At 69.0% G+C, this 21553-nt stretch carries 21 protein-coding genes and 2 pseudogenes; 10 read left to right on the plus strand and 13 right to left on the minus strand.

All coding sequences use genetic code 11. The features are described from left to right. Window positions 1-148: 148 nt before the first annotated feature. The gene (locus tag ACIQ7M_RS27620) at window positions 149-1342 is read right to left on the minus strand and encodes a cytochrome P450 (protein WP_403649268.1); all 1194 of its coding nucleotides are present in this window, start codon (window positions 1340-1342) and stop codon (window positions 149-151) included. 650 nt (window positions 1343-1992) lie between these two features. Here ACIQ7M_RS27620 and ACIQ7M_RS27625 point away from each other — a divergent pair. Continuing rightward, on the plus strand, window positions 1993-2262 hold the full coding sequence (locus tag ACIQ7M_RS27625) for a hypothetical protein (protein WP_403649764.1): 270 nt from the start codon (window positions 1993-1995) through the stop codon (window positions 2260-2262). A gap of 340 nt (window positions 2263-2602) precedes the next feature. On the opposite strand, the gene ACIQ7M_RS27630 is transcribed toward ACIQ7M_RS27625, so the two are convergent. Further along, window positions 2603-2815 (minus strand): hypothetical protein, encoded by a 213-nt coding sequence (locus ACIQ7M_RS27630; RefSeq protein ID WP_403649270.1) that lies wholly within the window; start codon window positions 2813-2815, stop codon window positions 2603-2605. A gap of 249 nt (window positions 2816-3064) precedes the next feature. On the opposite strand from ACIQ7M_RS27630, the gene ACIQ7M_RS27635 reads away from it, so the two are divergent. Beyond that, on the plus strand, window positions 3065-4750 hold the full coding sequence (locus tag ACIQ7M_RS27635; RefSeq protein ID WP_355213477.1) for a ribonuclease J: 1686 nt from the start codon (window positions 3065-3067) through the stop codon (window positions 4748-4750). A gap of 214 nt (window positions 4751-4964) precedes the next feature. Here the strand turns inward: ACIQ7M_RS27635 and ACIQ7M_RS27640 are convergent, their stop codons facing one another. Then, window positions 4965-5090 carry a CAP domain-containing protein gene (locus tag ACIQ7M_RS27640; protein WP_403649273.1) on the minus strand — a complete coding sequence of 42 codons (126 nt, stop codon included), beginning with the start codon at window positions 5088-5090 and terminating at the stop codon, window positions 4965-4967. A 649-nt stretch (window positions 5091-5739) separates the two neighbouring features. On the opposite strand from ACIQ7M_RS27640, the gene ACIQ7M_RS27645 reads away from it, so the two are divergent. Continuing rightward, window positions 5740-7539, plus strand: a complete 1800-nt coding sequence (locus ACIQ7M_RS27645) for a S8 family peptidase (protein ID WP_403649276.1) — start codon at window positions 5740-5742, stop codon at window positions 7537-7539. Between the two features lie 199 nt (window positions 7540-7738). Then, window positions 7739-8288, plus strand: a pseudogene (locus tag ACIQ7M_RS27650) (transposase); the annotation flags it as partial. Between the two features lie 289 nt (window positions 8289-8577). Here the strand turns inward: ACIQ7M_RS27650 and ACIQ7M_RS27655 are convergent. Together ACIQ7M_RS27655 and ACIQ7M_RS27660 are read right to left on the minus strand one after the other, a co-directional pair. After that, window positions 8578-8841: a hypothetical protein gene (locus ACIQ7M_RS27655; protein WP_389841608.1), complete on the minus strand. Its 264-nt coding sequence runs from the start codon at window positions 8839-8841 to the stop codon at window positions 8578-8580. 528 nt (window positions 8842-9369) lie between these two features. After that, window positions 9370-10197, minus strand: coding sequence for a restriction endonuclease (locus tag ACIQ7M_RS27660; RefSeq protein ID WP_403649279.1), 828 nt, complete (start codon window positions 10195-10197; stop codon window positions 9370-9372). A gap of 412 nt (window positions 10198-10609) precedes the next feature. Here ACIQ7M_RS27660 and ACIQ7M_RS27665 point away from each other — a divergent pair, with 412 nt between their 5' ends. After that, window positions 10610-11578: a hypothetical protein gene (locus tag ACIQ7M_RS27665; protein ID WP_403649282.1), complete on the plus strand. Its 969-nt coding sequence runs from the start codon at window positions 10610-10612 to the stop codon at window positions 11576-11578. 163 nt (window positions 11579-11741) lie between these two features. On the opposite strand, the gene ACIQ7M_RS27670 is transcribed toward ACIQ7M_RS27665, so the two are convergent. After that, entirely contained in the window at window positions 11742-12116 is a 375-nt protein-coding gene (locus ACIQ7M_RS27670; RefSeq protein ID WP_403649743.1) for an aminotransferase class V-fold PLP-dependent enzyme, read from the minus strand. Between ACIQ7M_RS27670 and ACIQ7M_RS27675 the strand changes: the two genes are divergently transcribed. Next, a complete protein-coding gene (locus tag ACIQ7M_RS27675; RefSeq protein WP_403649285.1) occupies window positions 12012-12512 on the plus strand; it encodes a LysR substrate-binding domain-containing protein in 501 nt (166 codons plus the stop codon). The two genes, ACIQ7M_RS27670 and ACIQ7M_RS27675, sit on opposite strands and share 105 nt — an antisense overlap. A 381-nt stretch (window positions 12513-12893) precedes the next feature. Further along, complete coding sequence (locus ACIQ7M_RS27680) at window positions 12894-14258, plus strand: hypothetical protein (protein WP_403649288.1); 1365 nt, start codon at window positions 12894-12896, stop codon at window positions 14256-14258. Window positions 14259-14383: 125 nt separating this feature from the next. On the opposite strand, the gene ACIQ7M_RS27685 is transcribed toward ACIQ7M_RS27680, so the two are convergent. After that, window positions 14384-15178, minus strand: a complete 795-nt coding sequence (locus ACIQ7M_RS27685) for a hypothetical protein (protein WP_403649291.1) — start codon at window positions 15176-15178, stop codon at window positions 14384-14386. A gap of 1039 nt (window positions 15179-16217) precedes the next feature. Here ACIQ7M_RS27685 and ACIQ7M_RS27690 point away from each other — a divergent pair. Continuing rightward, complete coding sequence (locus ACIQ7M_RS27690; protein ID WP_403649294.1) at window positions 16218-17264, plus strand: hypothetical protein; 1047 nt, start codon at window positions 16218-16220, stop codon at window positions 17262-17264. 156 nt (window positions 17265-17420) lie between these two features. Here ACIQ7M_RS27690 and ACIQ7M_RS27695 read toward each other — a convergent pair whose 3' ends face one another. The 3 genes from ACIQ7M_RS27695 to ACIQ7M_RS27705 form a co-directional block, all read right to left on the minus strand. Beyond that, window positions 17421-17573, minus strand: coding sequence for a hypothetical protein (locus ACIQ7M_RS27695; protein ID WP_403649297.1), 153 nt, complete (start codon window positions 17571-17573; stop codon window positions 17421-17423). A gap of 122 nt (window positions 17574-17695) precedes the next feature. Next, window positions 17696-17998 carry a hypothetical protein gene (locus ACIQ7M_RS27700; RefSeq protein WP_403649300.1) on the minus strand — a complete coding sequence of 101 codons (303 nt, stop codon included), beginning with the start codon at window positions 17996-17998 and terminating at the stop codon, window positions 17696-17698. Between the two features lie 3 nt (window positions 17999-18001). After that, window positions 18002-18190: a hypothetical protein gene (locus ACIQ7M_RS27705; RefSeq protein WP_403649303.1), complete on the minus strand. Its 189-nt coding sequence runs from the start codon at window positions 18188-18190 to the stop codon at window positions 18002-18004. Between the two features lie 291 nt (window positions 18191-18481). Between ACIQ7M_RS27705 and ACIQ7M_RS27710 the strand changes: the two genes are divergently transcribed. Continuing rightward, window positions 18482-18688, plus strand: a complete 207-nt coding sequence (locus ACIQ7M_RS27710) for a hypothetical protein (RefSeq protein ID WP_403649306.1) — start codon at window positions 18482-18484, stop codon at window positions 18686-18688. Window positions 18689-18872: 184 nt separating this feature from the next. Here ACIQ7M_RS27710 and ACIQ7M_RS27715 read toward each other — a convergent pair whose 3' ends face one another. Next, window positions 18873-19340, minus strand: coding sequence for a cupin domain-containing protein (locus tag ACIQ7M_RS27715; protein WP_403649309.1), 468 nt, complete (start codon window positions 19338-19340; stop codon window positions 18873-18875). 674 nt (window positions 19341-20014) lie between these two features. On the opposite strand from ACIQ7M_RS27715, the pseudogene ACIQ7M_RS27720 reads away from it, so the two are divergent. Further along, window positions 20015-20146 (plus strand): annotated as a pseudogene (locus ACIQ7M_RS27720) (ATP-binding protein); the annotation flags it as partial. A gap of 29 nt (window positions 20147-20175) precedes the next feature. Here ACIQ7M_RS27720 and ACIQ7M_RS27725 read toward each other — a convergent pair. Further along, on the minus strand, window positions 20176-20661 hold the full coding sequence (locus tag ACIQ7M_RS27725; protein WP_403649312.1) for a hypothetical protein: 486 nt from the start codon (window positions 20659-20661) through the stop codon (window positions 20176-20178). A 342-nt stretch (window positions 20662-21003) separates the two neighbouring features. After that, window positions 21004-21519: a YceI family protein gene (locus ACIQ7M_RS27730; protein WP_403649315.1), complete on the minus strand. Its 516-nt coding sequence runs from the start codon at window positions 21517-21519 to the stop codon at window positions 21004-21006. Window positions 21520-21553 lie beyond the last annotated feature (34 nt).

Raw genomic sequence — 21553 nt, forward strand, 5'->3', positions numbered from 1 at the left:
CCGGGTTCGGAGGTCCCCCAAACGCCGCGGACCTGGGCAGACGTGGGTCTACGGCAGCCTGCGCCCGCCGACGGCCAAGGATGGTGGCGCAGCTCTCCCCACTGACAACCGGCCTTCCGAAGCGGAGGGTCCGGGTCGCCGGCGTGGGTCACACGTGGTCGGCGGCCACGCGGAGTCCGCGGATCACGTAGCCTCCGATCTCGTCCTGGAAGGTGACGCTCGGCTGTGTGACCATCCGGATGCCCGGTAGCGCGAAGAGGTGGCCGAGGAAGACGTTGGTCTCCATCGTCGCGATGTCGGCACCGGGGCAGCGGTGCGGTCCGTCGCCGAAGGAGAGGGCGGCCGCGTACCGGCCGGTCGTCGTCGGACGGCCGGGGCAGACCGCCGCGGGAGCTGTGCCCACGGCATCCGGGTCGGTGTTGGCCTCGTCCACGAAGATGTCGACGACCGTGTCGGCGGGCACGGTGACCGGACCCTCAGCGCCCGGCACCTCCACAGCGGCAGTGGTCCGCCGACTCAGACGGGCCACGGCCGGTTCCAGGCGCAGGATCTCGTGGATCAACGCGAGGCGTTCGGTCTCGCTGCCGGTCGTGAAGCGCTCGCGCAGAGCGGCGTCGGTGAAGAGATGCCATGCGGCGACGCACATGAACTCGCGGGTGGTGACCATCCCGGCAGCGGCGTAGGTGAGGCACTCGCCGAGGATCTCGGGGCTCGAACATCCCTCCTCGATCAGGTGTGAGATCAGGTTGTCGGCCGGTCGTTCGCGGTGGACGCGGACGGCCGGGCGGACGTCGGACAGGTAGATCCTCAGCCAGTTGGTGTTCTGGCGGAACAGCCAGTAGAGGCCGTGCAAGCTGGTCAGTCCGGGCTTGCCGAACTTCTCGGGAAAGAAGCGCTCCAGCCGTCGTTGGATGCCCGGTCTGCTGTGGGTCAGGCCGATCACCCCGCACGCCACGTCGATCGAGACGCCGAAGGTGAGGTCCTCCAACTGTGCCTCGCCCTCGGTCCGCAGGGTGTCCAGGTGCTTCTGCGTGACGCGCTCGGTGAGTTCCCGGTAGTGCTCGGCCACCCGGCGGGGTGTGAAGTAGCGGGCGGTCTGACGGCGGTGCTCCCGGTGTTCGGGCCCGTCGCGGTACAGCACGGGCCGCCGGATGCGGGCGGGCATCTTCTCCACGGTCTCGACGCCCAGGCCCGCCTGGACGGTGTCGGTGCTGCGCAGAATCGCGCGCGCCGCCGCGTAGCCGCGTACCTGCCACGTACCGTCGGCCCGGCGATCGACCGGGCAGCCGGATCCGCTGGGAACCCTGCGGATCTTCCGCGCGTCGTCCTCGGTTCGGTCCATCCGCTGCCCCCGTCGTCCTGTCGGTGCCTCTCGTGGAGAGAGTCAGCCGTCCGGCATGTGCCGCCAGCCTTCACCACGACGGCCCACGCCGCCAGTGCCTCAGCCACCAGGAACCGCAACTCGCCGTCGAGGGCGAGCACGCGCCCCACGGGGTAGCGTCAACTCGGCTTGTGAAGCCGGCGGAGGAGTAGCGGTCTTCTCCCTTGTGATGGCCGTGTTGAAAATCCGAGGAATCGTCAAGACTTGCGGATCGTGTCGGATTGGCGTTGATCCAAATCTTGCAGTCGGCGGCTCGCTGCGTTCCGAACGCGGCGGGTTCGTCCCCGTTCGGCGAGCAGGCTGAGGGCCTCATGCGGAGAGTGGGGCCCAGCGGGATGATGGAGGGACGGCGTGCAGGGCGGTGACATGAGTGAGTGATCCAGTGGTGATCGCGGCGGGCCAGGGCCTGCTGTTTCCTGGTCCGACCGGCGCTCCGACGGCGGTGAAGATCGACAGTGCGGCGACGGGCGGCGCGTACTCACTGATCGAGTACTCGCACGCGGCAGGAGCGCCCGCACCCCCGGCGCATGTCCACGCCTTGCATGAGGAGGCCTTCCGTGTGCTGGAGGGCGAGCTGAGCCTGGACGTCGGGGACCGGACGCTGACGCTCGGTGCTGGGGATTACCTGGTGGTACCCCGGGGGATGGTGCATCGCCCCCTACAACGCCGGCCGGGTCGAGGTCCGGTTCCTGTTCATCACCTCGCCGGCCCTGGACGGCTTCTTCGCCGAGGTGGCCGATCTGAACGCGGCAACGGGCGGCAATCCGCCGGCCGAGGCGCTGAAGGAGCTGGGCGATCGCTGGGACTGCCGGTTCACCGACCTCTCGGCTGGTGACGCGACGACGAGGATGGTCAACGAGCCGACCGAAAAGGCCCCGTGAATTCGGCTGAGGATGCTCAATTGGCACGTCACCACCCTCACAGCGCGTCGCATCGCGCAGGCTTCAGCGGCCGACCGCCCGGCATGAGAAGGCCGTGGCTCCTGCTCGGCGCCCGGCCCCCGGCTCGGCGCGCTGACGGCCCACGCGCCATCCCAGGATCGCCGAGCGGAACTGCCGTTGTAGGGGCCGCCGCTTGAGCACACGATCGGCCCGGCTGGGCCGGCCTGATCGGGGATTACTCCTGGCGGGGGCCGATGAGGGACTGGCCGATCCGCTTCGCCAGCCAGGAGGCGTCTAGTTCCTCGGCGTCCCTGTCGCCACTCCTGCGGAGCACGGGTCATCAGTCTGACGACTCCGCCATCACCTGATCCAAGTGGGCCCGGAGCCCATTCACCGCAGCCGTGCCCAGGTCCGAGACCAGAGCGGGGTCCAATTCTAGTTCCGCCATCCGACACCCCTCGACCACGCCGCGCATCACGGCGAAGGCGAGGTCGATCCACTGCTTCTCAGTCAGGTATTCCGGCTGACTGACGGGTTCTGGCCGCTGCAACATGACTGCTCCTTCGTCTCCGGACGACGGCACGGACTTTGAGGCCGGACAACGCCTCGTAATCAACGCTGCAAGTCTCTGACGGCCTGCCATCACGATCGTCTGTTGTCTGTCTGGCCGCGATCGTCGTGTCCGGTCGTCCTGGCAGTTCTGCACCAGCATCGTCGGCCTGCTGCTCGATCCGCTCGGCAGGAGGAGGAGATCGCCGGGGCAATGGATCGCCTCGTCCCACTCTCCAGGTAACGTCCAGGCATGAGCCACCCACACCCCGAGCTAAAAGCCGCTCCGCCCCTTCCCGAAGGAGGGCTGCGGGTCATCGCCCTGGGCGGCCTGGGCGAGATCGGCCGCAACATGACCGTCTTCGAGCACGCCGGCAAGCTGCTCATCGTCGACTGCGGCGTGCTGTTCCCCGAAGAGACCCAGCCCGGCGTAGACGTAATCCTTCCGGACTTCACCTCCATCCGCGACCGGCTGGACGACATCGTGGCCGTGGTCCTCACCCACGGCCACGAGGACCACATCGGCGGCGTGCCCTACCTGCTGCGCGAGCGGTCCGACATTCCCATCGTCGCCTCCAAGCTGACGCTGGCGTTCCTGGAGGCCAAGCTCAAGGAACACGGCATCCGGCCGCGCACGGTGCGCGTGCGGGAGGGCGACCGGCGCAGCTTCGGGCCCTTCGACTGCGAGTTCGTGGCGGTCAACCACTCCATCCCGGACGGCCTCGCGGTCGCGATCCGTACCGGCGCCGGGATGGTTCTGCACACCGGCGACTTCAAGATGGACCAGTTCCCTCTCGACGACCGCATCACCGATCTGCGTGCCTTCGCCCGCCTCGGCGAGGAGGGCGTGGACCTGTTCCTCACCGACTCCACCAACGCCGAAGTACCCGGCTTCACCACCTCCGAGCGTGAGCTGAACCCGGCGATCGAGCAGGTGCTGCGCACCGCGCCGCGCCGGGTCATCGTCTCCAGCTTCGCCAGTCATGTACACCGCATCCAACAGGTCCTGGACGCCGCCCACCAGCACGGTCGCAAGGTCGCCTTCGTCGGCCGGTCGATGGTCCGCAACATGGGAATCGCCCGTGACCTGGGCTATCTGAAGGTCCCCTCCGGTCTGGTCGTGAGCACGAAGGAGCTGGAGAAGCTCCCGGACCACAAGATCACTCTGGTGTGCACCGGCTCCCAGGGCGAACCGATGGCCGCGCTGTCACGGATGGCCAACCGAGACCACCAGATCCGTATCGGCAAGGGCGACACCGTCCTGCTCGCCAGCTCCCTCATCCCCGGCAACGAGAGCGCCATCTACCGCGTCATCAACGGGCTTACCCGGTGGGGCGCCCACGTGGTCCACAAGGGCAACGCCAAGGTCCACGTCTCCGGACACGCCAGCGCCGGCGAACTCGTCTACTGCTACAACATCGTCAAACCCCGCAATGTCATGCCCGTGCACGGCGAATGGCGCCACCTGCAGGCCAACGGCGACCTCGCCATCCGTACCGGTGTCGACCCGGACCGGGTCGTCATCGCCGAGGACGGCGTCGTCGTCGACCTCGTCGACGGCCGCGCGTCCATCACTGGGAAGGTCCCGGCAGGCTACGTCTACGTCGACGGGATGGAGGTCGGCGGCGTCACCGAAGCCTCCCTCAAGGACCGCCGCACGCTCGGGGAAGAAGGTGTGGTCACGGTGGTGGCGATCGTCGACGCCGACACCGGCGCCCTCGCCGAAGCCCCCGACTTCCTGGCCCGCGGCTTCGCCCATGACGACACCACCTTCGAGCCGGTCATCCCCGTCATCGAGAAGACCCTGGCCACCGCCGCCGACGAAGGCGTCGGGGACGCGATCCAACTCGAACAGCTCATCGCCCGCGCCGTGGCGAACTGGGCGTTTCGCACCTACCGCCGCAGGCCCCTCATCATCCCCGTCATCATCGACGCCTGAGTCCCAGCTCCTGCGGGAGAGTGAGGGACGGGGTGCCGAGCCATCGACCTGCGTGATTGACGCCCAGAGCTTCTTTGGCGACCCGGACTCGCGCGGCACCCGCGCCCTGGACAGAACGGCACCCACGCCGACTGCGGCCGCTCCGGAGCGAGCGGAGCGGCCGCGGTCGGCGTGATGGTCGGCGGGGCCGTGACGGGCGTGGGCGTTGTGAGCGTCAGCGGGCCGTGCCGAAGTCCTGTGTCCAGTAGTTGCCGGGCTGCGCCACCCCGACGCCGATCTCCTTGAAGCCGCAGTCCAGGATGTTGCGCTTGTGGCCGGCACTGGCCATCCAGCCGGCCATGACCTGCTCGGAACCCGTCGAAACCGGTGTGCGACATCGTGTTGTGGCTCGCCATGTCCTGGGCGCTGGGCGACGAACACGTCCTCGCCTCGGTCCCCGCGTACAGGCAAGAGGACAACACCGGGGCATCTGGTGGAAGGCGTCCACTGCGACGTGGATGCCGCCAGAACCGATGCTGAGCGCCCCCGTGCCCGAGCCGATCTACGGTCGAGCTGCGCTGCGGAGCCCAAGCGGGACGGGTTCCGGACGCTGGTCTCCGTCGGGCAGGGTGACCGCACAGGCCGGACGCCGCCCGCCCTCGAGGGTGCGCCGGCGCTGGGCAGCAGCACGGCCTGCCCGCCGGCGGGCTCGTCACCGAACTGCGGGCTCCTTCGGTCAGCCACCACGCCGGCGGCCCGTACACCCCCGTCGATGGCCTGGCACCAGGTCGGCGGCGTACGCCAGGGTGCGGTCGACGCCGCCGAGCTCCCGGTGAATCCCGACCCCTCGATGCCCGGAGTACGTCTTTTTTCAGCCATTCCCCTATAACGCCCCTGTACGGAAAGGTACTTCCGTACAGGAGCACGCGCCTGACATCTTGCATCCACCACTCGTTTCGTACGGCCCCGCCGGTGCCCTAGGCACGGCCGGGCCGTCTCCGGAGGACGCTTTGATACCCCACATATCCAGCCGGACTAGACGCACGCTGGTCCTGGCGGCCACGCTCGGCGCCGCCCTCGCGTTCGGCGCCCCGGGCGCCCTCGCGGGCACGCTGCCCATCGGCCCCTCCCCCGCGCCGGTCGCCAAGGCCCATGCTCCGGCCGCCGCGCCGGCTTCCCAGAGTGCGGCCTGGGTGGCCGGCACGCGTGCCTACCTCGTGATCACCGCACCTGGTGACAGTTCGGCGGTCCGCTCCGCGATCGCGGCCAACGGCGGCACCGTCTTCTCGAACTTCGACGCCATCGGCGTGATCGTCGCCCACTCGGCGTCCAGCGGATTCGCCGCCACCATGCGCGGCGTCGCCGGCGTGCAGCAGGTCGGCGCCACGCGCACCTCGGACGTCCCGGCCGACGCCTACAACCCGGCGCTCCCGGCCAATCCGGCCCAGGCCTCGACCCCGGCCGGAGAACCGGTCCGGGCCGACATGAGCCAGATCAAGGCCGACCAGGCCTGGGCCGTGAACCCGGGCTCCGCCTCCGTCACGGTCGGCATCCTGGACACCGGTGTGGACGACCAGCACCAGGACCTGGCGCCCAACTTCGACGCGGCCGACTCGGTCTCCTGCGCCTACGGCAAGCCCGACACCCGTGTCGGCGCCTGGCGGGACGTCGACACGCACGGCACCCACGTTGCGGGCACCATCGCCGCGGCCAAGAACGGCAAGGGCGTCGTCGGCGTGGCCCCCGGGGTCAAGATCGCCGCGGTCCGGGTCGCTGAGCCGGGCAACTCCTTCTTCTTCGCCGAGAACACCATCTGCGGCTTCGTCTGGGCCGGTGACCACGGCTTCAAGGTCACCAACAACAGCTACTACACGGACCCGTGGCAGTTCAACTGCCCGGACAACATCGACCAGGCAGCCATCATCGAGGGCGTCAAGCGTGCCCAGGAGTACGCCGAGGGCAAGGGCTCCCTCCAGATCGCCGCCGCGGGCAACGAGAACTACGACCTCGCCCACAAGACGACCGACTCCGCGAGCCCGAACGACTCGACGCCGGTCACCCGCACGATCACCAACGCCTGCCTCGACATCCCGACCGAGCTGCCGGGCGTGGTCACGGTCGCGGCCAACGGCACGGGTGTCACCAAGGCCTCGTTCTCCAACTACGGGCAGGGCGTCATCGACGTCGCGGCGCCGGGCAGCAACGTGTACTCCACCGTCCCCGGCGGCGGCTACGGCACCAAGAGCGGCACCTCGATGGCGACCCCGCACGTGGTCGGCGTGGCGGCACTCATCGCCAGCGCCAACCCGGGCATCACCCCGGCGCAGATCCGCGCCAAGCTGGCCGCCCAGGCCAACGACATCGCCTGCCCCTCGGACAGCCGCTGCACGGGCACGACGGCCAACAATGCGTTCTTCGGCGAAGGACAAGTCGACGCCCTCAAGGCCGTCGGGACCACCCCGCCGCCCGGTAAGTACTTCGAGAACCTCGCGGACTTCGCCATCAACGACAACGCGACCGTGGAGAGCCCGATCACCACAACCGGCGTGACCGGCAACGCCCCGGCCACCCTCAAGGTGGGTGTGGACATCAAGCACACCTACATCGGCGACCTGAAGGTCGACCTGGTGGCGCCGGACGGCACCGTCTACACACTGCACAACCACGCCGGCGGCAGCGCCGACAACATCGCCCAGACCTACACCGTAAACGCCTCCTCGGAGGTCGCGAACGGCACCTGGAAGCTGCGCGTCAACGACAACGCCGCCTCCGACACAGGCAAGATCGACGCCTGGAACCTGACCTTCTAGGCAGGGCCCGGCAACACCCGCGTACAACACGCTCTGCGCCGAAGACAGTTCCTTCCCCGCGGCCACAGACACGGCGGGCTGCGGTCTGTTCGGCCAGGGCTGCGAACTGATGGGTGGCAGAGGGCATATGGGCCTCGGCAGCGGTGAACGCCGCGGTCGGGGCCCATATTCCGGAAACGTCCAGGAAGGCCGCGAACAGCCGGGGCCGGCGTCCAGCCCACCGTGCACCTCCCTGAGCGGGATCTTGTACGTGCTGCACACCGGGATCCAGTGGGAGTACCTGCCGCGAAGCCTCGGCTTCGGCTGTCGACCGCGGCCGGGCCGGGCCGGCTCCAAACACCACTTGATCACCGACGGGTACGGCACCCCGCTCGCGGTCCTGCTGACCGGAGGAAACCGCAATGACGTCACTCAGCTCTTGCCTCTTCTCGATGCGAATCCCGCCGGTCCAGGGCCGCGTCGGCCGGCCCCGCCGCAAACCCGACTCGCTGTTCGCCGGCCGCGGCTACGACATCTACCGCGACCAGGTCCGCGGCATCGTGCCCGCGACCGCCCGCCGCGGCACCCTGCACGGCATAGGCCCAGGCACCTACCGGCGGGTCGTGGAGAGGAGTTTCGCGTGGCTGCACGGCTTCCGGCGTCTGCGTATCCGATGGGAACGGCGAGCTGACATCCACGAAGGCTTCCTCAAACTCGCCTGCCGCCTGATCACTCACCGCCAGCTCGCCGTATTGCGCTGCCGTCGATAGAGGTTACCGCGCGGCTGGGCACTGTTGTCGGCGGTGGCCTTACGCAGTAACTGGCGTTCTGCATCACCGCGTTGGCCGCGTCAGGGGCGTCGGCGTGGGGTGGCCGCCCAGCCCGGACGGTCCGCGGCCGGTGTCGTTGCAGCCGGCCATACGCGCCACCGCTGAGCCCGAAATCGGGGTGCGACCTGACGAACCGGCCCCGGCACGTCCTCGAAGAGGTGCGCCGGGGCCGGTCCCGGTTCGGGGACGCCGCCGTCTCTACGGGCGGACGCCGAGGCGGGCTACGGGATCAGCGGTGGCACTCCTTGTGGGCGGGGCGCCAGACGCGGGTCCACTGGCCGGGGTGCCAGTGGTGGTGACGGTCCCGGTAGGCCGGGTGCCACTGCCGTGCCCAGTGGCCCGCCACCTTCACACAGTGGTGCGGCGCCGCCGCCGGCCGGTGGTGGTCCCGCGGGGCGGCCGACGCGGTTCCGACCGTTCCGACGACCGCGCCCGCGGCCAGGGCCACCGCCGCGGCACCCAGGGCCGCGGCCCTCTTCAACCCGTTGATCATGTTCAGACCCTTCCGTGCGAACCGGGGCTGACGCCCCGTCACTGCCCGGACCGTTCGGCCCGGCACGCACAGATCCTCACCCTCGGACACGCCCAAATCGCCACAGAACACCGTCTCTTATGCAATGCAAAGCAACTTCTCATCTGGCATAAATCGTCGTATCCGCGCACTGTGGCGTAACCCGCCGCACGTCGGCGTCCCGCACACGCGGCGCCGCTTGCGGAGCCCGGATCCGGGCGCGCGACGGAATCAGATACCGGCCGACTGCCCGGACCGCGATCCCCGGCTGCTGCGAAGAGGGCCGACTCGGCAGCGGCGCGCGCGGCGCCCGAGTTGCGGCGGGGCCAGGCCAGGGCCGCCGAGGCGTCCGCGTCACCGACGCGCGCCGCCCGGGCGGCTGCCTCCTCCGCGGTCGCGCCGTCTCCTTCGTCCCGCACCGCAAGCTCATAGCTGACCGGCGCGTCGTCGCGGGCGGCAGTTCCTGCGGACTCAGCAGGCCCTGAGATCGAACCGCCGACACGACCCGCCTCAGGCCGCCGCCGGCTGCGCCTCCCACGGCCGCGGTCCCGTACCTTCCTGCCAGCGGCGCAGTTGCGGACCGTCGACGCACACGATGCCGCACTGCTCCGCGTAGTCGAGCGCGGGGGCGGTGAAGTCGCTGGTGGTGACCACGACGGCGACATCGGCGCCGTGAACGGTGAAGCAGGTGCCGCCGAAGCGCTGCAGGTCCTGTGAGCCGACCCGGTTGCCGTCGCAGTACCGCTTGCACTGGATGACAAGCGAGCGCCCGTCGGGCGTCCTCGCCACGACGTCGGCGCCCAGGTCCCCGGCCCCGCCCACGACGTCCACGTCGAGACAGCCGTCGCGCCGGCACAGTTCGGCCACCGCCTGTTCGAACTCGTCCGGGTCCAGGGCCTCATAGGCGATCTCCACCGTGACCGCGGGCGTCTCGGGCACGCTCTGGGGAAGCAGGACGGTGGGATCCGTGCCGAGGAGGCCGCCGCCCACGCCGGCCCCGGCGGGGACCAGGCCGGCGGCGGGAGCCGGTGCCGCCGCGTCGAGCGCTTCGACCGCCGTCCGCGTGGCTTCGTCCAGGGCTGCGGCCGTGCGGCGCGCGATCCTCGCCGCCGATATGCGGCGCTTCCCGCGGAAGCCGACCATGACGGCGCCAACGCCCACAAGAGCGAGCGCCACAGCCCAGGCGGGACGGTGCACCGCGGCCGCCGCCGCGGTGCGGGCGGCCGCGCCCACCAGAGCGAGGATGACCGCGAGGAGGGCGAAGTAGAGGGCCGTCGCCCGGAGTTCGAACCGGCGGGAGCGGCGCGCGGTACGCCGGGCGCGTGCGGGAACGGCCATGGTGATGTTTCCTCCCCTGGGACGTCAACGAAGATCAATTCGCGTCTTCCCAGGCAGCGGCCGTTCTACCGGGTTCCGTCGGGCGGGTGTCGATCTCCGCGACGCCGAGCTCGCCCTCTACGAGACCCCCGATGACGTCGAAGACACCACAATCCGAGCGGCGTGTCCCGGGACAGGTGATCTTGACCGTCTGCCGCTGGGCAGTGACCGATCGGGAACGCCCGCGCGTTGGCCGCCGCTGCTCGGCACCGACATCGGCGAAGACCTCCTGGCCGACAGTCGATTGCACTGTCGCATCCCGCATGTACAGTCCGCCCGAAACTCCCAGGTGGCTGCTGAAGGAGCACAAGTGTCGAGAACGACCCCACCCCGGCCTGTTGACATCGCGTCCATATTCCCGGAGCTGGCGCCGTTGGCCAGGCAAGCTGTCCGCCTGCACCCCCGTGCGGGCCGGCCGACCGTTCACGACAGCTCCGTCGGCGGGCCACTCCTGTGGCCCGCCGACGAAGAATGGCCGACCTGCGCGAAGGGACACGACAACGCGCACCCGCCCGTCTCCCTCGACGACATCCGCCAACGGCGGGCGCTGCTCGACGCGGCCTGGCTTCGCCCCCGCGAGCCTCGCGAGCACCTCCTCAACCCCGACGAGCGCGTGTATTTCGCCACGCTCCAAGCAGGGCATCCGGCTCACACCGAGCCCAATGCCCTGCTGCCGGTCGCCCAGCTCTACCTCCGCGACATGCCAGGACTCGCAGGCCCTGAGGAAGCCGACCTTCTGCAAGTCCTGTGGTGCCCCCTCGACCACCACAACGAGCTTCCCGCGGCCCGCCTCGTCTGGCGGAACGCCGCGAGCGTCGACAAGCTGCTCACCGATCCCCCGGAACCCGCAGACGTCGAGCACTACGGCAGCTACGTTCCCGAGCCCTGTGTCCTGCACCCCGAGGTCGTCACCGAGTACCCGGCACCGCACGAACTCCCGGAGGAGCTCGCTGACCGTCTCTACGCCTGGGGAGAAGAGCAGCAGGAGGACACCGAGGACCCGGAAGAAGGCCTCGGCGGTACCTGCTACCAGTACGAGCTCTCGGTCGCTCCTGGTTGGAAGGTCGGCGGTTGGGGCTCGTGGAACTTCTGCGACCCCAGCCCCATGCACTGCGACACCTGCAACGCCCCGTACAAACCCCTGCTCACCATCGACTCCGGCGAAGGCAGCGGCCAAAACGACAGCTGGACCCCTCTGAAAGACCTCGAGAAGCCGTCAGGTCCCACCGGGCTGCGCACTCCTGCCGATGCGCCGATGGTGAAGATCGGCAGGGGCTACAGCATGCAGATCTACGTCTGCCCGACATCGTTCGAACATCCGCATCTCGAAGTCATGCAGTGAGCGCGTCCGTGCGTCCCGCCCGCCGGGTGAGCAGTTGGTGCCGATCGGCGACCCATATCGATGACCGGCTCAACGGCGGTTCGGATCTCGGCGGGTCCTGTGGCCTCCAGGCCGTCCAGGTGCCGGCAGAGCTGTGTCCTCAGCTCTGCCGGCAGCCGGCCAGCTAGGGCCTGTCTGACAATTTTTGTCTGCCCGGCCCCAGTGGTGGCCGCCGCGGCGGTCCGCGAGCCGGTGGACCGCCGCGACCAGCGTGTCCACCTCCTCGTGCGTGTTGTAGAAGGCGAACGACGGCCGGACGGTGGCCTCCAGGCCGTACCGGCGCAGGCTGCGCGCAGTGGTGGCCCGAACGCACCGCGATGCCCTCTTCGTTGAGCGCCGCGCCCACCTCGGCGGGCTCGTAGCCGTCCAGTACGAACGACACGATGCTCGCCTTGTGCGCGGCCGTGCCGACCAGCCGGAGTCCGGGCACCCCGCGCAGGCCTTCGGTGGCGTGCTCGACCAGGGTGTGTTCGTAGGCGCCGATCTGGGGCAGGCCGATGCGCTCGTGGTCACACCGGCCGACCGCTCCTGGGACGGCCCCCGGGCGGAGCTTGCCACCTACGCCGAGACCCGCTGGATAGCCGGGTGCGAACGCTGCCGCGAGCATCTCGTCGCCGCCTGCGGGCGAGCCGGGTTCTCACCGATCGTCGAGTTCGAGACCGACGACTACGTCGCCGTACAGGCGCTCGTCGCGGCCGGGCTGGGCGTGAGCCTGCTGCCCGGACTCACCCTCCTCGCCAACCGGCACCCCGGGGTCAGGCGCTCGAACGGATCGCCGGCCTGCGCAGACAGGTCGTGGCCGCGGGTGTACGGAAAGCCGCCCGCGTCCCAGCCCGCCCAAGTGCTCCTCGACGCCCCCAACGCGACCGTCTCCGAACCGCGATGGCCGGCCTGACGTGGCTGAGGCGTCCGCCGGCGGCTTACTGCTTCGGCACAGTCGGCACCGTCATCGCCGGCCGGTACGCGGCTCGACGCCAAGTCGGACTCGGAGTGTGGCTGACCAACGCCAAGACCAGACGCGCGAAGCTGGCCGCTGCCACACTCGCCGCATCACCGACCTCGGACTCGACTGGGCGGCGGAGGAAACGGCAGCATGATGGGTCCGGTGAGTTCTCAGGGGCGTTGGCCTTCGCGGAAGCGGGGCTCTCGCAGCTGGCAGAGGTGCCGGTGGAGGGGCTTGGGCTGCGAGGAAGTCCACGAAAGACGGCGGCGTAGCTCGGCTGTGCCTTCCGGCAAGTTGCGGGCTCTTCGCGGCGGGCCGGCGATGTGATGCGGGATGGGGGACAGAAGTGTGGGCGGGACGGAATTCGACAGTCGGCTGAGGTCGGCGGTTCGGGCGGGGGACGCTGAGGCGGTGCGGGATCTGCTGGACAGGGGCGCGGATCCGGATGCGGTGGACGCGGGCGGGCTGCCGGTGCTGTGCGGGGCCGTGGCGGCTTTCGATGCGCCGGTGGCCGAGGCGTTGGTGGAGGGTGGTGCGGATGCCGACCGGGTGTTGCCGGACGGGACCACGCCGCTGTGGCGCGCCGTCGACGGAGGCTCTCCGACGGTTTTCTCGGCGGTGCTGGGCAAGGAGCCCCGGCTGCGGCTTTCGGAAGCCGCCCGTGGACGGCTGCTCGCCTTGGCCCGGGACTGGTACGAGAGGGGCGCGGTCGAGGAACTGCGGCGCAGGACGGGCGCGTCGGGTCCGGCCGCGACGGTCCGCGTTCAAGACGACGAGTACCACTGGGTCGGTCTGGTCTCACTCGGCGGCCTGAACGTACGAGCCGGCCACGGGGCCATCCTGACGTCGCTGGAGTGGGCCTTCCGCATCCTGACCCCCGTCGACGAACTGATCGCCCGTGCTGTCGGCCGGTATGACGAGGACCACGTGAACTGGTGGACGGTCTGCTGGATCCTCACCGAGCGCCGCAGCTTTGAGACCTGGTCGGCCGTGGTGGCCCATCACCACGACCGTGACCCGGCGCATCGCCGGTTCGTGCTGGATTACCTGCGGATGCGGGGGTTCCTCGATACCAGCCCCTACTACGAGAAGAAGGAGAGCGAACTCCTGGCCGCCTGGGCGGCCGAGGAAACGGACGGCGAGATGCTCGCGAAGGTGCTCGACGCATTCACCGGCCACGACCATCCGAGCCAGGAAGCCATCGGCCTGCGCCACCGCCACCATCCCGACCCGCGCGTACGCCGCGAAGTGCCCTACGCCCTCTCCACGGACGACGTTCCCCGCACCCCGGCGGCCAGGGCCGCCCTGCTCACCCTCATGCGCGACCCGGACGCCGAGGTGCGGCTCAGAGCGTGTACGGCGAGCATGCGAGACGACACCCTGCTCCCCGAGATCACGCGAGCGCTGCTCCTGCTGACCGAGGACCCGGATGCCGGCCCACGGAGTGCGGCCGCGGCGGCACTGGCCGGCTCCCGGGACCGTACCTCCGCGGTCGCCGACGCCCTGGCAGGACTGCTCGACGAGGCCAACCAACTCGTGCGTCTGGAAGCCGCCTACGGCCTCGCCCTGCGCGACGACCCGCGCACCGCCGAGGCCATCGAACGGGTCGGACCTCTCGGCGACGGCTTCGAACACGACCACCGGGCCGACGAGCTCTGGCGCTGGAGGTGGCGGAAGGAGAACTCGGCTGCCGAGTGACGGCCGGTCAGCGCGAGCACCGGCCTCGACCGATCGTGGCATTCCAGGTTTGCCTTGACCGCCTGTACGAACAGGCGGTCACCTGGGATCTTCGGCGGCTGGAGGAGGCGGTCCGCATACGTCGCCTACCGCACGGCGACGTAATCCCCGGTCGACGACTTCGCCCCAGAGGTGGAGTTCCCGTAGTACGTCCACCGCCACGTCCCCGGCACGGTGGCCTTCACCGTGGTCCTGAGCGCCCCCGCGCTACTCGACGTCACCTTCTTGACCGTCGTGTACGAGGAGGCACCCTCCGCCTTGAACTGCAGGCTCACCGTGCGGCCCGCGTACCCCTGGTACGTGTGGGTGTCCCAGTTCGCCCGTGTGATCCGCCCGGTCACGGTGATCGTCTTCCCGGCCGCGACCGGCTCCGGCGAGGCGTTGGCGGTGACGCGTGTAGCCCGCTTGACCTGCAACGGGAGGTTCTTGTCGTCAGTGTCGGAGGCGTCACCGGCGAGAAAGACCCGAGCGGCAGTCTTCCAGGTGCCGGCGTCCTCGTTCCCGAAGTCGACGTTCCGCGGATCGATGTACAGCCATTCCTTGAAGTCGCAGATCCCCTTCGCCTTGTCCACGACCTCGCAGTCGCTGGTGATGACGGAGCTGTACAGCCTGTCCCCCGTGTCGGGCTTCCCCCGGTAGGGGAACACCGTCGGCCCGAAGTCGTACTTGAGCTTGGTCGTCATCCGGAAGGACGCCGGCACTTCGACCTCCTCCGTGACCCCGATGACGATCGGCTTCCCGCCGTTCACGGAGACCCGGGTAAAGGAGACCCCGCCCTCCGCCGCCCCGGCCGGCACCGCCGCCACCCCTGTGAACACGACCGCCGCTCCACCGGCCACCAGCGCGCTCCACATCGGCCTGCCCATCTTCGTCTTCCCCATCTTCGAGCCCGCCCCTTTCCCGTAGCCCGGACAGGGCGTGCGGGCGCACCGGCCAGAGGATCATCCTCGGCGGCCAACTGTGTGACCGCGAAGGGCTGTTCGCGGTTGTACGAGGTGCGGCAACGATTTGATCACCACAGCATCGCCCTGACTCGGCTTCCGGGCGGAACCTCGATGACTTCACGGAAGATCCGGTGACGATGAGGACTGCTGAAAATGGTTCTGTCCGCAGTTCCGGACGCTGTTGGTGATCTTCACTCGGGGTGACTTCTTCTGACCGTGGCTGTGTTCATGTCCTCGTGATGCTGCGCTGGTGGGAGCGGGGCGGTTCGACGGTCGAAGCGGCTGGTCGGGTGCGCTGCTGAAGAGGTGCCGCTGCCACGCCGGAGTCATGCCGGGAGGAAGCTCGGCCACCAGGGTGGGACGTTGCCCGGGCAGAACGGGGCGGGGTAGGAGTCCGGCATCCCGAGCCATGTGACAAGGAACCAGGTGAACCACAAGGTGAAGATGAGTCCTGCCATCAGGGCTGTCCTGCGATGACGTCTTCCGAGGGTGCTGTGCAGGATCACCCACGGAACCGCAGCGGCGATCCATATGAGAGGCGCGAGAAACAGCAAAGTCATGCCGTTGGCTCCTGCGTTGCTGCCGATGTCACAAGCAGCCCATGCCCTCCCAATCGCAGCAATGCTCACCACTGCGGTCAGCCCGCCGATGAGGGCACCCAAGCCAATTCCGGTGAGCCAGCGGCCCGGAGGACTCGACGGCTCTGCTCCCACGATCATCTCCCCCGCCTCACCCTGGACGCGGAGAGTATCAACGCTCTGGAGCTGCCCGCTGGGGCCCTGGCCTGCCCTGACACCGGTCAGCCGTTCTTGGGCTTTTGAAGCCGCCTCCAGCAGTTGAGCACCCAGGCCAAGGAGACGAAGGCGTCGTGGAGTTCGGTTCCTCTGGTCTGCCTGCTGACGCGGAGAGCCTGTCTGGTGTCAGCTGACGGGGATTCTTACACCCGATGTCAGCGGCTGCTGGCAGCATCACCGCGATGAACGCCATACTTACCACCCCGCCGCGGCCGTTCGACGTCACCGCGCTCTTCCCTCAACTGGCCCCGCTGGCGCGGATGGCGACCCGGCTGCACCCGCGGCCCGGGTCGCCGACCGTGCACGACAGCTCCGTCGGCGGGCCGCTCCTGTGGCCCGCCGACGAGCCGTGGCCCTACTGCGAAGAACCGCACGACCGGCGTGCGGCGCTCAGGATCAACTCGCCGGAGGACATCCGGCTCCAGCGCCGCGTCCTCGCCGCAGCGGCCGAGCGCCTTCACCTCGACCCCGAAGCAGCTCAACGGACCCCCGAGGAACAGGAGACCTGGGATCTGATCGGGGCGGGCCGCCCTTGGTTCGACGGCCCGATCCCTCTCATGCCCGTCGCCCAGTTGTACGCCCGCGACATGCCCTTCCCCTGCCCGCCCGACGCCGACCTGCTCCAAGTCCTGTGGTGCCCCTTCGACCACGAGATGGCGCACCCGAAGACCGCTCTCTTCTGGCGGTCCTCCGCCACGGTCACAGACGTCCTCGACGCACCGCCCGAGCCGCCGATCGTCCAGGACGGCTGGTACCTTCCGGAGCCGTGCCTGTTCTCGCCGGAGCAGGTCACCGAGTTTCCCAACCCCATGGAGTTGGACAAGGAGCTTCGAGACCAGTTGGACGACATGAGCCGCTGGGAAACGATCGACCCGGCGCGGTACAACGCGTTCGCGGACGATCCGGGCGAGCTCTACCTGAACAGCCTCTGCACTGCTCCCGGTTGGAAGACCGGTGGCTGGACCCGCTGGAGCCCCACCGACCCTGTCGACCGCGCCTGCCCGGAGTGCGGCACCGTGGCGGTCCCGCTCCTCACCATCGCCTCATCGGAGTGGGACGGCGGCAGCGCGACCTGGATCGCCGAGGAGGACCGGCCGGCCCCGGGCCCGCCGCCCCTGGGCGCCCGGGACGGCAACTTCACCTTGATCGACATCACCGGTGGTAACAATCTGCAGCTCCACGTCTGCCCGTCTTCTCCGTACCACCCCCACTTCGAACTGCTCCAGTGAGCTCGTGCGGAAGCCCGCCGCGCCGACACCCACGCCACGACCGACACCGCGACCGCCCCTCCGGTCAGACGCCTTGGCCAACTGGTGGAGATCCAAACGACGGGCCCCGGGCGTCGAGGCAACTAGGTATCTCCTGGCGTGAGGTCGTCTCTAATGTCAGCTCGTCCTTCCCTCGGTGGTGAGCAGGTCGTCCCGCTCGTCGGCGCCGGCCTCGGTCTGCCAGATCCAGCCGCGCAGGGCCTCGTGATGCACACAGAGTTCCTCGGCCATGCGGCGGACCACGGGCTTCGACTCAACGGTGCGATACACGAGACGGGCCCTGCCGAGCCGTGGCCTTTGGGCTCGGCAGGGCCCGTGTGCTACCAGGCCAGGTCGTGCCCTATCCGACGTTGAGGTTGTCGTCCACGAGGAACTCCGGGTAGCCGAAACGCTCACCGAGGGCAGGCTTCGCAATGGTTCTGGTCGATGGCCACGAAGTGCTCCTTCAAGGCCCGCAGGAACAACCGGAACCCGAGATCCGCACAGGCCCCTGTGACGACCCGATCCAGCGCGGGGACCAGACCGGGCAGCGATCGTTCGTCGGCAGCCCGTTCCAGGCCGTCGGCACCGGTGCCGATCTGGTCCAGAACACGCCTGCGCGGGTCCGCGTCTGTCACCGGCCGCGGCGCGGGCGGAACGAACATGGCGTCGGCCTCGCGGACGCTCGCGGTCCACGTCTCTTCGATCCGCGCCATCCACTAACTTCCGCTCAGGCCGTGAGCCACGGGGTCGAAGTACCCCTTCGTGGCTCCCAGCCACACGGTGCGGAGCATCTCGTCCGGCAACGCGGGGGCCAGCAGCCCCTGTGCGTCCTTGCCGATCTGCATGGCGATCGTGCGGTGCACCGTGCCGACGGCTCCCTCGACCAGACCCAGCTGGGCGGCCACGGGATGACGACCGTTTCCCCGGTGCTCGCGCCGACCTCGTCCCACACCTCAACTCACCTTCGCTGACTGGCCCCTGCGCAAGTGCGCCATGCGCCGCCTCTGAGCAGGGGCGGCGCCTCCGCGATGCGAACCATGGACGGGGGGCGGTCGCTGAGGTCTGCCAGGCGCGTCAGTCGGCTGCTTGGGCCTGGTGGCGGCCGTTCGGAGGTACGGAGCTGCTGTACTTCGCTGCTGTACAGCACCCCTGGATGGGACCGCATCGACGGCTGGCACTTGCGCGATCATGAGCACATGGAATCGTGGACGATCAAACACTTCTCCCAGGCCAACCCGGAGGGAATCGGGCAGGATGACGTGCCTGCGCTGCTCCGCAGAGTCGCAGACTCCATCGAAGGCCTTGGCCTGGTCGAGGTTCAGGATCTCCTCATGCATACGGAGATCACCGCGGACGGCTATCGGCCAAGTCTTACGGTCTACTTCCACGACGCCGAAGACTGATCAGGGCTGGGCACGGACGCTTTGCACTTGGTCCGCTTCCCTATCAGGTCGATCACAGGGTCCTGCCAGCGGTGACCAACTGCTGCTGCGACCGGATTGCTCGTCCGTCGAGATCTCGCGGCGACCGCTCGTATTCGTCTCCGTTGATGTCGGTCGGTGATGTCAGCAGAAGCACCGCTTGCGTTCAGGTGACCGAGCGCCAGTTGAGAAGACTCTCGAAGTGCACGTCGTAGTGGTCCTGTTCAGGGATTAGCGAGTCGAATTCGGCTTCACCGCGGCTGATCGCGGCCAACTGCTCGAAGTAGCCGAACCGCTCGATGCCTGGGCTGAGAACGACGAACACGTCTGCTTCCTGACCGTCGGCCGCCCCGAAGACGTGTGGCAGACCGGGCGGGATGACGACCAAGCCGCCTGTCCCCACCGTCGTCAGGGTGTCGCCGAGGCGGAAGAGCATCGTCCCACCGAGCACATAGAAGACTTCGTGGGACAGCTTGTGGTGATGCGGAGGCGCACCGTCGGCACCGGTCTTGAGCGTAAGACGGCTGGCGCTGACCGCACCGCCATCGGCGAGCAACTCGAACGCTCCGTCAGAGAGCGACGCGCCGCCTGCCTCGTCGGCCTGCACGACTAGGGCCGTGGTCTTGGCTTCCATTTGCGACTCCTTCATCGGGGTTCATCGCGTGAGGAGTCCAGGACAGAGCGAATAACCCCGGTGTCCGTAGCCAATCGGACGCGCCAGCGGTCCGTGACCTGCTCATTCTATCGGTGGTCCTGGCCATGTTCGAATGCAAGCAGTGGACGCACTCGTCCCGCAGCCTGAGCGCTGCTCTGCGGTCGGTGACCACCGCAGACTCGTCCCACCTGCTCCCGACCCGTCCGCCGTCGACCCACACACCGTGGAGCGGGCGTGGTTCATGGCGTCCAGGTGGAGCGCGCCAAGGCCCTTCGCGAGGATCTGCCGAACACGGCCGAAGCTGATCCCGTGTCCGTCTCGTGCGGGAGTCGTTTCGAGTCGGCGGACTGCCCGTCCATCGAGTCCGCGGCCCGCTCCCCCGGCTCATGTCCGTGCTTGGTCGTGCAGTCGGCCCCCCAGAACGGGCGTCGCGTCCGCCACCTGCCGGCGGCCCAGTTCGCGGCGCGGGTCGGCTCTGGCCAGCGCCAAAGCCTGGACGGTGGCCCTTCCATCTGCGTCCGTCGAGTGGCCCCGATTGTTCACTCGCGCTGATCACGTGGCTCGTGCCGGGTCTTTGCCCGCCTCGTCCGGCACATGCCGCCGGGCAGGGACCGTGCGGAGCCGGGCAGGAAGGCAGGTCGCTCGGTCAGGCATTCGGACAGGTCTTCGGCGACGAAGTCCTCGCCACCGCGATCCTCGACCGGCTCTTCCACCACATCGACGGCCCCGACTACCGCCTCAAGAAGCACCTCACCGCCATCGAGAACGAAGCCGACGTCAGCTGATCAGGCACCTAACGCTCTCGCTCTGACGGTCAGCAGGGCTGTGTCTCCACCACTGCCCTGACTGAGCGCTGCCGGAGCTGGGCAGCCATGAGTTCCATCTCGACCAGCGTTCCCACCAGCCCGGTCGATCTCAACTCATCTGCCAGGGCCTTCGCTTGCGTGAGAGTCAGGCCACGCGCCTCGCGAAGAGCACGTAGGACGGCCACCGGGCTGGTCTCGGGCTCCATCAGGCGGAGCCGGGCAGGCCCGTGTTCGGACAGGAGTGCCTGGCGGATCTCCTCCGGGGTCTCGCTGCCGCTGTCCTGCTCGCACCACGCGACGGTGCATGACTGGCAGGCGCCTTCCGTTCCCCACCACAGGCGTCCGCGGTCGATGAACTGGCCGACATCGCGTGTCAGCACACCCCCGCAGGCATCGCATCGCGTTGCGATCTTCACGCCCTGGGTGATCACCTTGCTCCTCGTCGCCCGTCCCCGCCCCGAATGGTGCCGCAACAGCTTGCGCTCGTCGACCACCTGTCCTCGCCGATCGCACTCGGCCCTGCCGGGCGTTCCGGAGGGCCTACGCCACGGCGGCCGGGACGGTGCCCTCGGTGGTCCAGTCGCCGCCGAAGAGCGTGCGGCGGGTGGGTGACCGGGTTGGTCGCGTGGGTGAGACGGAGCGCGGTCATCGGCCAGGGAAGGAATGTTCTCGCAGGCCACGCCTGCGTGTCCTCGCACGAATTTCAAGATCACAAAATGGCTGCATGATCCTCCGCGGAATCCGCCGCACCGTCCCCGACGAGGCCGACCGCCACGCTTCGACTCGGCCAGAATCCTCAGGTGGCCGAACGTGTGCGGAGTGAGCGCGTCGGCTTTTCAGACGGCCGTGCGAGCGAAGGTGAGGGTCGCGGTGACCGTGGTCCGGCCGCGGATCATGCCCAGTTGATTCCAGCCCATCCCGAACTGCTCCCGGTCCACGGTGAACTCTGTGGTGAGGCTGATCGCCTCGTCACTCGATGCGGTGACGTGCGCGGTGACGGTCTGCGGGCTGCTGGCACCCCGGACGGTCAGCCGGCCGGTGATCTCGGTGGTGTCGTCCTGAGTCACCGCTACGTCCTGGACGGCGAAAGCGACAGTCGGGTGGTTTTCGGTGTCGAAGAAGTCACTGCCGCGCAGGTGCTCATCCCGCTTCGCGTTCCTGGTGTCCAGGGACGCCGCGTCCACGCTGACAAGGCCGTGGGCGGTCCCGTCGGGCTTGATCTCACCCTCGCCCGTGACCTTGCCGAAGGCGCCCTTCACCGTGACCAGGCCCCACATGGTCCGATGCGCGATGGCCACGGTGGTGCGGGCGGGGTCCAGCTGCCACAAGCCGGTTTCGATGACGACGGTCATGGGGGTTCTCCAGACAAGTTGAGGAGGAAGCGGC

The organism is Streptomyces sp. NPDC096324 (assembly GCF_044763015.1).
Lineage (GTDB): Bacteria > Actinomycetota > Actinomycetes > Streptomycetales > Streptomycetaceae > Streptomyces.